This is a genomic window from Acidicapsa borealis, assembly GCF_059115245.1.
In genome coordinates this window covers 4,050,121-4,064,540 of sequence record NZ_JCACNY010000001.1, presented here as the reverse complement: position 1 = coordinate 4,064,540, position 14,420 = coordinate 4,050,121, and the positions used below count along the sequence as shown (strand labels likewise).

Annotated in this window: 15 protein-coding genes; 4 read left to right on the top strand and 11 right to left on the bottom strand. The window is 59.0% G+C overall.

Annotated features, from left to right (window positions below):
* Positions 1-2: 2 nt before the first annotated feature.
* Positions 3-347: a PadR family transcriptional regulator gene (locus AC5S27_RS16685; RefSeq protein WP_493935696.1), complete on the bottom strand. Its 345-nt coding sequence runs from the start codon at positions 345-347 to the stop codon at positions 3-5.
* A gap of 158 nt (positions 348-505) precedes the next feature.
* On the bottom strand, positions 506-1,054 hold the full coding sequence (gene smpB, locus AC5S27_RS16680; protein WP_493935695.1) for an SsrA-binding protein SmpB: 549 nt from the start codon (positions 1,052-1,054) through the stop codon (positions 506-508).
* A 109-nt stretch (positions 1,055-1,163) separates the two neighbouring features.
* On the opposite strand from smpB, the gene AC5S27_RS16675 reads away from it, so the two are divergent.
* From AC5S27_RS16675 to AC5S27_RS16660, 4 genes are read left to right on the top strand one after another with little or no spacing between them, the layout of a single operon-like run.
* Complete coding sequence (locus tag AC5S27_RS16675; RefSeq protein WP_493935694.1) at positions 1,164-3,674, top strand: secretin GspD/PilQ domain-containing protein; 2,511 nt, start codon at positions 1,164-1,166, stop codon at positions 3,672-3,674.
* A gap of 16 nt (positions 3,675-3,690) precedes the next feature.
* On the top strand, positions 3,691-4,188 hold the full coding sequence (locus AC5S27_RS16670) for a type II secretion system protein (protein ID WP_493935693.1): 498 nt from the start codon (positions 3,691-3,693) through the stop codon (positions 4,186-4,188).
* Positions 4,189-4,190: 2 nt separating this feature from the next.
* Positions 4,191-4,610, top strand: coding sequence for a type II secretion system protein (locus AC5S27_RS16665; protein WP_493935692.1), 420 nt, complete (start codon positions 4,191-4,193; stop codon positions 4,608-4,610).
* Between the two features lie 54 nt (positions 4,611-4,664).
* Positions 4,665-5,438: a hypothetical protein gene (locus AC5S27_RS16660; protein ID WP_493935691.1), complete on the top strand. Its 774-nt coding sequence runs from the start codon at positions 4,665-4,667 to the stop codon at positions 5,436-5,438.
* On the opposite strand, the gene yihA is transcribed toward AC5S27_RS16660, so the two are convergent.
* From yihA to clpP, 9 genes are all read right to left on the bottom strand, one after another.
* Complete coding sequence (yihA, locus tag AC5S27_RS16655) at positions 5,435-6,028, bottom strand: ribosome biogenesis GTP-binding protein YihA/YsxC (RefSeq protein ID WP_493935690.1); 594 nt, start codon at positions 6,026-6,028, stop codon at positions 5,435-5,437. The genes AC5S27_RS16660 and yihA overlap by 4 nt on opposite strands.
* 43 nt (positions 6,029-6,071) lie before the next feature.
* Complete coding sequence (locus tag AC5S27_RS16650; protein ID WP_493935689.1) at positions 6,072-7,412, bottom strand: MATE family efflux transporter; 1,341 nt, start codon at positions 7,410-7,412, stop codon at positions 6,072-6,074.
* Between the two features lie 41 nt (positions 7,413-7,453).
* Positions 7,454-8,176: a hypothetical protein gene (locus tag AC5S27_RS16645; protein WP_493935688.1), complete on the bottom strand. Its 723-nt coding sequence runs from the start codon at positions 8,174-8,176 to the stop codon at positions 7,454-7,456.
* A gap of 18 nt (positions 8,177-8,194) precedes the next feature.
* Complete coding sequence (locus tag AC5S27_RS16640) at positions 8,195-9,004, bottom strand: hypothetical protein (RefSeq protein WP_493935687.1); 810 nt, start codon at positions 9,002-9,004, stop codon at positions 8,195-8,197.
* A 101-nt stretch (positions 9,005-9,105) separates the two neighbouring features.
* Positions 9,106-11,517 (bottom strand): endopeptidase La, encoded by a 2,412-nt coding sequence (gene lon / locus AC5S27_RS16635; RefSeq protein ID WP_493935686.1) that lies wholly within the window; start codon positions 11,515-11,517, stop codon positions 9,106-9,108.
* 154 nt (positions 11,518-11,671) lie between these two features.
* The gene (locus AC5S27_RS16630) at positions 11,672-12,091 is read right to left on the bottom strand and encodes a type II toxin-antitoxin system VapC family toxin (protein ID WP_493935685.1); all 420 of its coding nucleotides are present in this window, start codon (positions 12,089-12,091) and stop codon (positions 11,672-11,674) included.
* Positions 12,091-12,348: a hypothetical protein gene (locus tag AC5S27_RS16625; protein WP_493935684.1), complete on the bottom strand. Its 258-nt coding sequence runs from the start codon at positions 12,346-12,348 to the stop codon at positions 12,091-12,093. The genes AC5S27_RS16630 and AC5S27_RS16625 overlap by 1 nt, the downstream gene beginning before the upstream one ends.
* A gap of 47 nt (positions 12,349-12,395) precedes the next feature.
* The gene (clpX, locus tag AC5S27_RS16620; RefSeq protein ID WP_493935683.1) at positions 12,396-13,676 is read right to left on the bottom strand and encodes an ATP-dependent Clp protease ATP-binding subunit ClpX; all 1,281 of its coding nucleotides are present in this window, start codon (positions 13,674-13,676) and stop codon (positions 12,396-12,398) included.
* 32 nt (positions 13,677-13,708) lie between these two features.
* The gene (gene clpP, locus AC5S27_RS16615; protein WP_493935682.1) at positions 13,709-14,299 is read right to left on the bottom strand and encodes an ATP-dependent Clp endopeptidase proteolytic subunit ClpP; all 591 of its coding nucleotides are present in this window, start codon (positions 14,297-14,299) and stop codon (positions 13,709-13,711) included.
* Positions 14,300-14,420 lie beyond the last annotated feature (121 nt).

Sequence of the window (14,420 nt, the reverse complement as noted above, 5' to 3'; positions counted from 1 at the left end):
GGCTAGGCCTTGGCTTCCAGAGCGAGGACGCGGCCTATGACGCCTGCAATCCGCTCCCAGTTCTCGGTCTCAACGGCGAGTCGCTCGGTGCCGCGCCTGGTGATGCTGTAGAAGCGGGCGCGGCGGTTGTTTTCAGAGACGCCCCACTCGCTCGCGATCCAGAGCTTCTGCTGTAGACGCAGGAGCGAGGTATAGACCGTACCCTCATTCAACGTGAGTACATCCTCGCTCAACTGCTCGATGCGCCGTGCGATTCCAAAGCCATGCAACGGGCCCAGGGCCTGCAGCGTTTTCAGGATCATCAAATCCAGCGTTCCCTGTAAGACTTCAGATTTTTCGTCGGCCATGCCTGCTCCTTTGGACAATGCAAAGGTAACACAAATTCCTTTGGAATGACCACAGGAGATTTTGCGGATGGCGTGGAAAATTTATCGTCGGATTCGAGTTATCGCTCTTTGGAGGGGAAGAATGGGGATGAGAGCGGACTTAGGGGGCCGGAAAGGGTCTAGCGGCCCATTTTGTGTTTGCTGGCGTTGATGGCGGCTCGGGATTCGCGGTCGGCTTCGCGGCGTTTTTCGGTTTCGCGCTTGTCCCACTCCTGCTTGCCCTTGCCGATGGCCAGTTCGCATTTCACACGGCCGTGTCGAAAATAGAGGCGCACCGGGATGAGCGTATTTCCCTTGATCTGCGTCTTGATCTGTAGCTTGCGGACCTCTTCTTTGTGCAGCAATAGTTTTCGGGTCCGGAGTGCGTCATGATTCGCAATATTTCCATGGGAGTAGGGACCGATATGCACGTTGAGCAGGAAAGCCTCGCCGTCCTTGATGAGCCCGTAGGCGTCTTTCAGGTTGGCCTGGCCTTCGCGGATCGACTTGACCTCGGTGCCGCGCAGGGAGATGCCGGCTTCTACCTTGTCGTCGAGGAAGTAGTTGAAGCTGGCGCTGCGGTTGTAGGCAGCGTCGCGCTCACCGCTGGCGACGGGGTCGCGCGGCTTGGCCGCTTTGGCGGCTGGCTTGGCGGTTTGCACGATGGTGTGGGTGGTCTGGCGGGGCATGGTGAAACTTCCTCGAATCTGTATTTTACCACCGGTTCTGTTCCCGGTTTGAACCTCGACCGCGAGACTCCAGTGGGTGGTAATCCTTCCGGAATGGAGCTTTGCTAGAATGGGGCATCGCTGGAGCAGTGTTTTCAACGGCCTGGATCGGCTCACGTCAGGCCTGACCGGCACGTATTGGAGTTTGATGAACCGCCTCGCAATTCCGCTCAAAACTGGCAGGAACACCGTTGCCCTGCTGCTCAGTGTCCTGCTTCCGATAGGGACCCTGACAACCGGTTCCATTCCGGCTCATGCCGAGGACTCTGCAAAGAAGCTTTATACGAAGGGCCAAGCCGCCGAAGCGCGTGAGGACTACGACCTTGCGTATGAGAGCTATCGCAAGGCTTACGCCAAGAGCCCGTCCGATCTGCGCATGCGTGCTTCCTACTACCGCGTTCGGCAGACGGCATCGTCGGCGCATGTGTCGCAGGGCCGCAAGCTGCTGCAGATGGGCGACGAGCAGGGGGCGCTGGTGCAGTTCATGCGCGCGGCCGAGATCGACGCAGGCAATGAGGCGGCAACGCAGGAGATTGCACGGTTGAAGGTGCATATGGCTCCTCCGCCGGTGCGGAATGAGACCAGTGTCTCGGATACTTCTTCCAATGCAATGGAGGATGCCGGTTCGCCGGTGACGCTGAGGCCGGTTTCGAATGAGCCGCTGACGCTGCACTATGCCGAAGACTCGAAGAATGTCTACCAGGCGATTGGCAAGGCAGCGGGCATCAATGTGCTCTTCGATCCGGACTACAACGGCAAGCGAATTCAGGTCGATCTGAACAACGTTTCGCTGATGGATGCTCTACGGATCGTGGGCACGCTTTCGACGACGTTCTGGCGTCCTGTGACGGAGAACACGATCTTTGTGGCGCAGAACAGCCGCGCCAAGCGGACCGAGCTGGACGAGCAGGCGGTACAGACCTTTTATCTGTCAAATGCATGGCAACAGAATGATTTGAATGACGTACAGACGGCGCTGCGCAACGTGCTGCCGAATGCCAAGGTGTACGGGGTGCCGAGCCAGAATGCCATCGTGATGCGCGCGACTCCGGATGAGTTGACGCTGGCGCAGAAGGTAATCAACGATCTCGACAAGGCACGGCCTGAGGTTGTGGTCGATATTGCAGTGATGGAAGTGAACAAGGACAAGCTGCGTAATATCGGCCTGAGCTGGCCGGGCAGCATCAGCTTCGCTTTGCAACCGCCGAATTCGACGACTTCTACCAGCAGTTCGACGACGGACACCGGCACTTCCTCCACGACTTCCGGGCTGACGCTGAATAACCTGGCAAACCTGAATGCCAACAATTTCGCGGTAACGGTGAGCGCGGCAACGGCGAATCTGCTGATGTCGGATTCGGATACGAAGATCTTGCAGAATCCTCGGATTCGTTCGACGGATTCGCAGAAGTCGGTGATGAAGATTGGTTCGAAGATCCCGATCGCAACCGGTTCGTACCAGACCGGTGCGGCGACAGCGATTACCAGTTCGCTGGTGAACACGCAGTTCCAGTACATTGACGTGGGCGTAAATATCGAAATGACGCCTACGGTGCATTTCGATCACGACGTGACGCTGAAGATGAAGATCGAAGTCAGCTCGGAGAGCGGCACTTCAACGATCAGCGGTGTTACAGAACCAATTCTCGCGACCAAATCGACGGATGGCGTAATCCGGCTGAAGGAAGGCGAGGCGACCATTCTGGCCGGCATCCTGAACAAGCAGGATCTCGTCAGCGCCAGCGGTATTCCGGGGCTGGGCGAGTTGCCACTGCTGAAGTACATTTTCGGTTCGAAGTCGCATGAGGTGATCGACAACGAGATTGTCTTTGTGCTGATTCCGCACGTGGTTCGCGGACAGGAGTTGTCGCCGTTGAATCTACGACCGATTGATACCGGCGTGGGACAGGCTATCGAGTTGCGGCATTCGTCTGCGGGTGGTCTGAAGCCAGCAGCTTTGACCGTACCGCAAGCTGGGCAGCCGGGGCCAGGCGCGACGAGTCGTCCTACTGCTCCGCCGGGTGTGGGACCTTTGAAGGGGCAGACCGCTGAGGCTGCCTTACCCTCGGCGATGCAACAACTGCGCCAGCAGAATGCCTCGGATGTGCCGGTTATTTCTCCGCCGGCAACGCCGGGCGTGGCTGTTCCCAATGCAGTGGGACCGAGCGGTTCGGTGAACTTCAGCGTAGTACCGCCTACGTCGGTTCCGGCGGTTGGGAGCACGTTTGCGCTGAAGGTGAACCTGGATGGTGCGAACGATATTGCATCCGTTCCGCTGCAGGTACAGTACGACGCAACTAAGCTGACGCTGGTCAATGTAGACAGTGGCGACATGCTGGGCAAGGATGGGCAGGCGGTGGCGCTGGTGCATCGCGACGATGGGCCGGGCATGATTACGATTGCTGCTTCGCGTCCTCCGGGCACGGCTGGAGTGAGCGGTTCGGGCACGGTCTGCGTCTTGACGTTTCAGGCGAAGGCTGCCGGGCCGAGCGATGTCAACATAGTTCGGCCGGGAGCGCTCGATTCGGCTCAGCATCCGGTGCCGGCAAGCGCGCAGAATGCTCATGTGATCGTCCAATAGGCAGGGTCGATTTTCCATGTTGAAGCGAAACTCAAACCGATTTCCGGGGCAGTCAGGATCGCGGCGGCGTTCCGGGGAAGCCGGGCTGACGCTGGTGGAGCTGATCGTGACAGTCGCGATCCTCGGAATCCTCGCCTCGGCGGCGGTGCCAATTGCGCGCTTCCGGGTGCAACGGGAGAAAGAACGCGAGCTGCGGCGCGACCTGTGGGAGATGCGCGACGCGATCGATCACTACAAGGATGCGGCGGACAAAGGCGCATTCCAGACGAAGGTGGACAGCCAGAACTACCCGCCAGATCTCGAAGAGTTGGTCAAGGGTGTGGATGTGCAGGGCAAGAAGGTACGTTTCCTGCGCAAGATTCCTACGGATCCGATGACCGGCAAGGCGGAGTGGGGATTGCACTCCATGCAGGACGATCCGAAGAGCGATTCGTACGGCGGGCAGAGCGTGTTTGATGTGTACTCGAAGTCAACCGGGACGGCGCTGGACGGAACGAAGTACTCGGAGTGGTAGGAATGGGGAAGTCGATGGTGATTCGCCGGAAGAGACAAAACGAATCAGGATTCACGCTGATGGAGCTGATGGTTGTCATGCTCATCATTGGCGTGCTGCTGGCCATTGCCGTGCCCAATTATGCTGCCGCGGTGAAGGCAGCGCATGAAGCGGTCCTGAAAGAGGATCTACATATCATGCGGCAGGCCATCGATTCCTACACGATGGATAAGCAGAAGGCTCCGCAGTCGCTGCAGGATCTGGTTGAGGCGGGGTACCTGCGCGACATTCCCAAGGACCCGATGACGCAGACGACGGAGAGCTGGGTCGTGGATCAGAGCGATGCTCTGCACTCGGTTGACCAGACGGAACCGGGCATCGACAATGTGCACTCCGGCAGCCAGACGCAGGGCAGTGATGGACAGCCGTATTCAACCTGGTAAAGTCTGATTTCGCGTCCAATGTCCTTTGTGGGACGCAGGCGGTAGACTTTGAAAATGGCCTCTTCTCTCATCCCCTCGATCGCTGAATCTCAAGATCGTATCGAGCAAATCCGCTCTATCTATGGCACGTACCGGGATCTAGTCCGGACGGCATCTCCACACCGGGAGTTGGCCGGGGCGGGGCTTGGCGGGAAGCTGCTTTACGCCGGTGGAATGGCTGCTGGCGGACGAAATCTTCTGTATGCGGGAAATATTGGCGGGCTGGCGTCCCTGGCTGCGTCAAGCGATGTGACGGTGCAGCGGCTGGCGATTCGCGATGGCGTAGTGGATTTCCTGGTCACTTCGCTGGAAGAGGCGCTGCGCATCCTGAAGAACGAGATCCGCAAGAAGCAGGCTGTATCCGTAGGGGTCACTGTCGATCCGCAGACGCTGGTGACGCAGATGCTGGATCGTGGTGTGATGCCGGATGTTGTGCCTGTTGCGCCTGGGATGGATGCGTTTATCGCACAGGGCGCGCGGGCGATTGCGCCTGGCGGAGATGGCTCGGGAAACTTTGTGACGTGGCAGGTGGATCGTGAGTTTGCGCGCTGGATGCCGCGGCTGGACTTGCTGGTTCAAACTGTCGTGCCTGCTGAGGATCAGCTGCGCCAGCGCTGGTTGAGCTTCGCTCCGCGGTATCTGGGGCGGATGGCGCAGAAGCTGCATGGGGTTGCGCTCAGCGCCGGCGAGACGGCGGAGTTTCGAGCCGCGGCTACTGAGCTGATTGCGGAGTCGAAGCGCTCTGGTGAGCTGGCAATAGACATCACCATCGAAAATTCGTTGGGCTAAAGGCCAGCTGCCTCTTCGACGCGTGCCCAGAGCTCTTTGAGCCCGTAGCCGGTCTTGGATGAGAGGAACATCAGGTCGTCGATGCCGAGGTCGCGCTTGAGGGCGGCCAGGCTCTTGGTGCGCTGGTTGCCGGACTGTTTGTCGACCTTCGTGCCGACGACGACGAAATCGCGTCCGACGTGGCGGAGCCATTCGATGAGCTGCTTGTCGCTCTGCTGGGCGGGGATGTTCGAGTCTACGAGGCAGACGCAGAGCTTGAGCTGTTCACGCTCGGCCAGATACGGGTCGATGAAGTCGGGCCAGGTTTCTGAAATCGACTTCGAAATCTTGGCGTAGCCGTAGCCGGGCAAATCGGCGAAGACGATCTTGTTGCGGCCTGTCTGGCCTTCTTCACCGAGGGCGAAGAAGTTGATGGCGCGGGTGCGGCCGGGGGTCGAGGAGACCTTCGCGGCTTTGTCGCCGACGAGCGCGTTGAGCAGGCTCGATTTGCCGACGTTCGACCGGCCGAGGAAAGCGATCTCCGGTGTGGTGGAGTTGGGAAAGTGCTCGGGGGCCATGGCCGAGAGCAGAAATTGTGTCTGGTAGCGCATTAAGGGAAACTCATCTCCGGGAACACCGGAGTCCGGGCCTATCTCAGGATACAGGAGTTGCGGTTTCCGGGATTGGGAGTGCGCCGAAGGCGATGCGTTCGAGGCGAGGCAGGCGCATGGCTAAGGTGATGCCGCGCAGGATCATGAAGCTGAGCATGGCTGCCCACAGGCCGTGGTTGCCGAAGTAGTGGCCGAGGACGAGCGACAGGCCGAAGAAGCCGAGGAAGGAGACGATCATGCTGTCGCGCAGTTCCGGGGCGCGGGTGGCGCCGATGAAGACGCCGTCGAAGAGGAAGCTCCAGACGGAGACGATGGGCATGATTACGATCCAGGGGAGATAGTGGGCTGCAAGGTCGCGAATGGGCAGCTGGTTGGTGAAGAAGGCGATGATCTGGCGGCCAAAGGCGAGGTAGATCAGCGAGATGGCGCCTGAAACAACGAAGGCTGAGACGGCTGTGGCTTTGAGGACGGAGCGGTAGTCGCTGCGGCGCCTGGCTCCGATGCTCTCGCCGACGAGGGCTTCCGTGGCGTTGGCAAAGCCGTCAAGACCGTAGGACGCGATCATGTGGAAGTTGAGCAGGACGGCGTTGGCGGCTAGGATGGCGTCTCCGGCGCGGGCTCCGGTGCGGGTGAACCACGCGTATGCTGCGACCAGGCTGAGCGTTCGCAGGAAGATGTCGCGATTCAGCCCAAAGAGGCGGAGCAGGGCTTGCGGGTGGATTAGCTCGCTGACGCGGACGCGGAAGAGGTGGACTCCGCCTGCGGCGAGGATGCTGAGGCCGAGCAGGCATCCGGACCATTCGGCGATGAGGGTGGCGGTGGCGATTCCAGCGACTCCCCAGTGGAGCTGCATGACGAGGAAGAGTGCGACGGCGACGTTGACGGCGTTGATGACGGCCTGGAGGACGAGGGCGGTGCGGGCGCGCTGGCGGCCGAGCAGGTAGCCGAGGATGGTGTAGTTGGCGAGCGCTGCTGGGGCCGACCAGATGCGGATGCCGCAGTAGATGTGCGCGTTAGCCTGGACTTCCGGGCTGGCTCCGAGCAGGCTGAGGGAGAGCGAAATCAGCGGGCTTTGGACGAGTAGGATGGCTGCTCCGATGAGCATGGCCGTCACGAGTGCGCGCCCGAAGTGGTGCAGCAGCTCGCCGTGCTCGCCTGCTCCGTGGGCCTGGGCGACGAGGCCTGTGGTGGCCATGCGGAGGAAGCCGAAAGTCCAGAAGATGGTGTTGAAAAAGGTGCCGCCCAGGGCCACGCCGCCGAGCGCTGCCGGGCCGGGGAGATGGCCGGACAGGATGGTGTCCACTGTGGAGAGCAGCGGCTGGGTCAGGTTCGAGAGGATGAGGGGGATGGCGAGCAGGAAGACGCGCCGGTACCAGTAAGGCATTGCGTTGATTTTAAGGCCAACGACTGGTGTCGTATTGAGAACTATGGGTGTTCGAGATGAGTGGACGGGTTGCCATCTTCATCACGGTCATAATCTGCTTGAGGCTGAATCGTGTAGCTATCCACGATCTTGTCAAGAAATACGTCAGAATGCCAGGGATTGTTGGCAAGTTGTTCTTTAGGAATGACTTGGGCGTCGATCTTTGGGCTGCCCTCGATCATCCAAAAGTATTCGCTGACCAGATTTGGATAGCAGACCGAGGGGAAATCCACGGTCAGAGTCCAGTTGCCTTCTGGCCCGTCCATTCGTTCATGCACCTGCAGGTTCAAGGCCTTTGCCTTGGCAAGCACAGATCGAAAAGTGTCTTTTCCGAGGACGATTCCATCCGTGGTTTCAACCGTATGGCCTTTGTTTGCCGTGAGGATCATGCCCGGTATCAATCCATCCTGAGGGATGGGAAGTGTTTGCAGCCTAAAGTCGGTATATTTCCAGAGATAAGAGCCATCATCTTGCTTGGATGATTCTGTTCCGTAGGCTGCACGCAGGTTATCGAGTGACGCTCCAGGCATAACTTTCGGTTGTTGATGGCCTGCAGGCTGAAGAGATTGGCAGCCGGTCGGCGTTTTATTTTCAATTGCTGATATCCCTGGCGATTTTGTTGTAACCGCTGCGGCAGGCGCTGGATGTAGATGGTTGACAGCGAAATACACAACAATCGCTAACGCAGTGAACAGAACGATGACGATCGATGATTTTGCATGCATCTGTAAACCTACTGCTTGCTAGCGGTGGTTTGTGTGACTTTTGGGAGACGGCTCGGGTGGAGGTGCTAGAGGAACCCGAGGGCCAGGGGCGACATCTGTGCCGTTAGCCGGAACAAGGGCGAAGTCGCTGGCAACTTTGGTGCCGAAGATTACGGTGCGGAGCGGACCGGTGCCGGGCTGGGTCTTGCCGTCAACAACGAAGTCTTTCGGGGCGATCATCTTGTCGAGGTCGGGGTCGCTGGGGATGGTGCGGGAGTACTCGCTGCGAAAGGCTTTTCCGCACATGGAGTAGAAGCTGACGGTGTAGACCCAGTTGCTGCCGACGCGGTCGAGCCGCTCGTGAACCTGGCGCTCGTGGTCTTCCTGCATCTTGCGGTAGATGATGGCGAAGGAGTCTATACCTAGCTCAATGTCGTCCAGCGTTTCGAGGGCGTGGCCTTCGTTAAGGTGGATCTGGATGGCGTTGTCCTTGCCCTTTGGTGAGCCGTTCGAGCCGAGGTAGGTGTCGCTGAGGGAATAGGCCCACTTGTCGTAAACGAAGGTAGATGGCTTTTGGAGCCGCGATTCTTTGCCGTAGATGGCGCGGAACTGGTCCGGAGTGGCACCGGGGGCTATACGCGGTTCGACGAACTGCGTGGGCTTGACGAGGAAGTCCAGCTCGCAGCCGTCGACGTGGAGCTTTTTCGTTTCGGACTTTTTGGATTGAGGCGCGGCAGAGAGAGAGCGGCCTTCGAACTTGGTCCGGGTGCGGTGAATCCACACGGCGATGGATACCGCGATCAGGAGGAAGATAGCTCCGGTGATAATCCAGGCGCGGCGGTCAAGCATTCAGCGATGACTCGGGAAGGGAAGTGAGACGCTTCTAGAAACTTAGACACCGCGCAGGGCATTTCCGGATGATCTCGGAAATACCCCACGCGGCGTCGGGTTTACTGACGGGTGGTCTGGCCTGAAGGCAGCTCGGTAGGCGGGATGTTGGGGATATTTCCGGCTTCCGGCTCGGTGAAGGCGATCAGCGGGGATTGCAGGGCGATCTTCAGGACCTCATCCATTTGATCGACGAAGTGGAGCTTCATCGCGGACTTCAGGGCTGGCGGCAGATCCACCGTGTCCTTCTCGTTGGCTTTGCAGAGGATCACTTCAAAGATGCCGGCGCGTTGGGCTGCGAGGAGCTTCTCTTTGAGGCCGCCGATGGGCAGAACCTTGCCGCGGAGGGTGATTTCGCCGGTCATGGCGATATCGCGCCGGACGGGGATCTTGGCCAACGCTGAGGCCAGAGCCGTCGCGATGGTGATGCCTGCCGAAGGGCCGTCCTTGGGGATTGCGCCCTCGGGGACGTGGAGGTGGATGTCGATGTTGCGGTAGAAGTCGCGCGGGAGGCCGAGAGCGTTGGCGCGGCCACGGATGTAGCTGAGCGCGGCTTGTGCCGACTCCTGCATGACGTCGCCGAGCTGGCCGGTGATGGTGAGCTTGCCCTTGCCGTCGAGCACCTGTACTTCGGTGGTGAGGATGCTGCCGCCGACTTCGGTCCAGGCGAGGCCGGTGACGAGGCCGACTTCCGGGCTGTCGTGAACTTCGGAATCGCGGAAGCGGGCGACGCCGAGGAACTCGTTGATATTGGCTGCTGTGATTTCTTCCTTGTGCTTGGCGCCGTGCTTGACCACGCGGCGGGCGACCTTACGGCAGACGTTGCCGATCTCGCGCTCGAGGTTGCGGACGCCTGCCTCGCGAGTGTAGTCGCGGATGACGGCGACGATGGCGTCGTCGTTGAAGGTGATGTTGGCTTCGGTCAGGCCGGTCGCTTCGCGCTGTTTTTTGAGCAGGTAGTTGCGGGCGATTTCGAGCTTTTCGACCTCGGTGTAGCCGCTGAGGCGCAGGATTTCCATGCGGTCCTGGAGCGGGGCCGGGATGGTATGCAGGACGTTGGCGGTGGCGACGAACAGAACCTCGGAAAGGTCGTAATCGACGTCCAGGTAGTGATCCTGGAAGGTGGTGTTCTGCTCGGGGTCGAGGACTTCAAGCAGGGCCGAAGCTGGGTCGCCGCGGAAATCATTGGCCATCTTGTCGACTTCGTCGAGCAGGAAGACAGGATTCTTGGTGCCGGCCTTTTTCATGGCCTGGATGATCTGGCCGGGCAGGGCGCCGATGTAGGTGCGGCGGTGGCCGCGAATTTCAGCTTCGTCACGGACGCCGCCAAGCGACAGACGGACGAACTTGCGGCCGGTGGCCTTGGCGATCGACATGCCAAGCGAAGTTTTGCCAACGCCCGGAGGTCCGGCGAAGCAGAGGATGGAGCCTTTCGGATTCTTGACCAATTGGCGTACGGCGAGGAATTCAAGGATGCGCTCCTTGATCTTTTCGAGGCCATAGTGGTCTTCGTTGAGCACCTTTTCGGCGCGGTCAACGCTGCGGGTTTCCTTGCTGCGCTTTTTCCACGGCACTGCGAGAAGCCAGTCGAGGTAGTTGCGGCTGACGGTGGACTCGGCGGACATGGGCGGCATGGCTTCGAGCTTGGCCAGCTCCTGCGTCGCCTTTTCCATTACATCCTTGGGCATGCCGGAGGTTTCTATCTTCTTGCGGAGCTCGTCGAACTCGTTCTTTTCGCCGCGGCCGAGCTCCTTCTGGATGGCCTTGATCTTCTCGTTGAGGTAGTACTCTTTCTGGGCGCGCTCCATCTGCCGCTTGACGCGGGACTGGACGTTGCGGTCTAGGTCGAGCTTTTCGATTTCGACGTCGAGCACGTCAGCGATGCGGGCAAGACGGGCTGCGGGATCGAAGATCCCGAGGAGTTCCTGCTTCTCTTCAATGCCGAGCTGCAGGTTCGCGGCGATGACGTCGGAGAGTTTGGCCGGCTCATCCATGCGGACGCTGGCGATCATGGTTTCGTAGTTCAGCGACTGCTGCAGCTTCACATAGCTCTCGAAGAGAGTGGTCACGCGCTGCATGAGGGCTTCGACCCCCGGCGTCATCTCGAAGTTGTTCTTGCCCTTGCGGACCGTGGCGACGAAGAAGCCATCCGTGTCGGTCACTTCGGTGGACTTGGCGCGTTCTACGCCTTCGACCAGGACCTTGATGTTGCCGTCGGGCATTTTGACCGACTGCACGATGTTGCAGATGGTCCCAACCTGGTAGATTTCCTTGGCTTTCGGCTCGTCCACGCTGGCGTCATGCTGGGTGGCGAGAAAGATCTTGCGGTCCCCGGTGAGTGCTTCTTCAAGCGACCGAACGCTGGACTCGCGGCCCACGACGAACGGCGTCACCATGTGCGGGAAGATCACCATGTCCCGGATTGGCATCATGGGTAGTTTGCGTGGTTCGTTTTTTTCCCGCGGTGTTGTCATGTAATTCCCCTCAGGTAACAGATGCTGCAGGGAGCGAATCGTTGCGGGCTCCTGCAGGATTGCCTTATTGAGATTGTAATCCTGATGGACGCGGAAAAGGCGGCGGGGTCACACGGAATGGTTATTCGGGATTGGTGGCGTAGCCGAAGTGATGCTAGGGAGTGGGGAGTATGAGCTGGATGCCTTCCAATTGTGCTGCTGCGATCAGCTCGCGGTCGAGAGTGGCGAGCGCATATTGCTTGCGCTTTGCAAGCTCGAGATAAGCCGCATCGTATGCGGTCAGTCCATATTGAAGGACGAGCGGGAGTAGGTTGTTTCCATCAATTGGTTTTATGCGATCTTCGACCTGGATCCGGCTCTTGTCCAGGGTTCGGAGAAAATCTCCCGCTTCAACCAGGGAAATACGCTTTTTACGTATAGAGGTTGCGAGGATGTTGGCGACTTCAAAATACCAGAGTGCAGGGACGACCGCACCAACCAAGGGAAGTTCGTGCAGCAACGCTTGGGTTTCCGGTGTCGCTTCGTCCGCGAAACACCATGTCATGGTCGCGGAAGCGTCAAGAACAAAGGGCATCAGTACTTATGGCCTTCGTGGACCAAGTCCTTGATTTTCAGGCCGCCAAGTGTAAGTTGGGTTCTCTCTTGAAAAGCCAACATGTCTTCAACTGCACGCAGCTGATCTTCGGTGGGGCCGTACTGAAATTCATCCCGGTGTGCAGCCGCGTCGGCTTCGACAATTTCTGCGATGAAGTCTTTGAGGGATACGCCGTGAACTTCGGCTCTTTGGGCAAGCGCAGATTCGACTTCGGGCCGCAATTCGATTTCAATCATGACTTGCCTCCATTCCACCGAGTGTAGCAAAACTCAAAACTCCAGCATTATCCAGCCTTTTCAAGAAGCGAGAGCGACAGATCGCGGCGCTCTACCATGTCTTTGGTGATTTCGAGGTCGCGGACTCGCTTGTTGCTGGGCAGGTGATACATCAGGTCCAGCATCAGCTCTTCGAGGATCATACGCAGGCCACGGGCTCCGACCTTGCGATGCAGGGCTTCGCGGGCGACTGCATTGGCGGCATCCGGGGTGAAGTGCAGGTGGACGTTCTCGTACTCGAAGAGGCGCTGGTACTGCTTGAGGATGGCGTTCTTTGGCTTGGTGAGAATTTCGACCAGGGCGGCTTCGTCGAGTTCATCGAGGATGCCCATGACGGGCAGGCGGCCGACGAACTCGGGGATCAGGCCGAACTTGATCAGGTCCTGAGGCTCGGTCTGGCGAAGCAGTTCGGTGTCGCGCTGCGTGCGGATGGCGATGGCGCCTTCGGCTGCATCGTTGTCCGTAATTGCCTTGAAGCCGAGAGCCTTCTTGCCGACGCGGCGGCCTACGACCTTCTCAATACCGACAAATGCTCCGCCGCAGATGAAGAGGATGTTCGTGGTGTCAATGGCAGTAAATTCCTGGTGCGGATGCTTGCGCCCGCCCTGGGGTGGAACGTTGGCAACTGTGCCTTCGAGGATCTTGAGCAGGGCCTGCTGGACGCCTTCGCCGGAGACATCGCGGGTGATCGAAGGGTTCTCATCCTTGCGGCCGATCTTGTCGATTTCGTCGATATAGATGATGCCGGTCTGGGCGCGGGCTACGTCGCCGTCGGCTGCCTGGAGAAGCTTGAGGATGATGTTTTCGACATCTTCGCCAACGTATCCGGCTTCGGTCAGCGTGGTTGCGTCCACGATGGCGAAGGGCACGTCGAGCATCTTGGCTAGGGTCTGAGCGAGAAGAGTCTTGCCGGAGCCGGTCGGTCCGATGAGCAGGATGTTCGACTTCGACAGCTCGATCTCGTTGTTGCGCGCGTGGTTCATCTGGATGCGCTTGTAGTGGTTGTAGACGGCGACCGCGAGTTTTTTCTTGGTCTGGTCCTGGCCGATGACGTATTCATCGAGGAATTTCTTAACGTCCTGCGGTTTAGGCAGGTGTGCTGGGGAAGTAGTGGGATGAGCCTCGCCGCGATCGTCTTCGAGAATCGAGTTGCAAACTCCGACGCATTCATCGCAGATGTAGGCGCGCGGGTAATCACTCGGTGACGAGATGAGCTTGGCTACCGCGTCCTGCGATTTATGGCAGAACGAGCAACGCAGTGTGTCTTCCGGTCCTGTGCGCGTTTTCATCGGAACTACTTCCTCCAGGGAAATGCTTCTACTTATGTGCGGGGCCGGTCAATGATTTCGTCGATAATGCCATATTCTTTGGCCTGGTGAGCGGTCATGATGAAGTCGCGCTCAACATCGCGTTCGATCCGGTCGAGGCTTTGGCCAGTGTGCTTGGCCATCAGCGTGTTGGTGATTTCGCGAATGCGCAGAATCTCACGGGCATGAATATCGATGTCCGTGGCCTGCCCACTCAAACCACCCATGGAAGGCTGGTGGATGAGGATGCGCGAGTTAGGCAAAGCAAACCGCTTGCCTTTGGTGCCGGAAAGCAGCAGGAATGCGCCCATGCTGGCCGCCTGCCCGATGCAGTAGGTCACGACGTTGTTCTTGATGAACTGCATCGTGTCATAGATAGCGAGACCGGCAGTGATGGAGCCGCCCGGCGAGTTGATGTAGAGCTGGATGTCTTTTTCTGGGTCTTCGCCGGAGAGAAACAGCATTTGCGCAACGATGAGGTTGGCAATCTGGTCGTCAATCGGGGTTCCAAGAAAGATGATGTTATCGCGGAGCAGACGCGAATAGATGTCGTAGGCGCGTTCGCCTCGGCTCGTCTGCTCGACCACCATGGGGACTAATGCCATTGCGCTATTCTCTCACTTTTGCCTGGGGGCCGGGATTGCGCTCCCTGTGAATGTGTTTCCGGGCCGTGTTCGAGGTCTCCTTCGTAACCCGGCCCGGTCGTACTTGAGTGGTCGTTGGCGA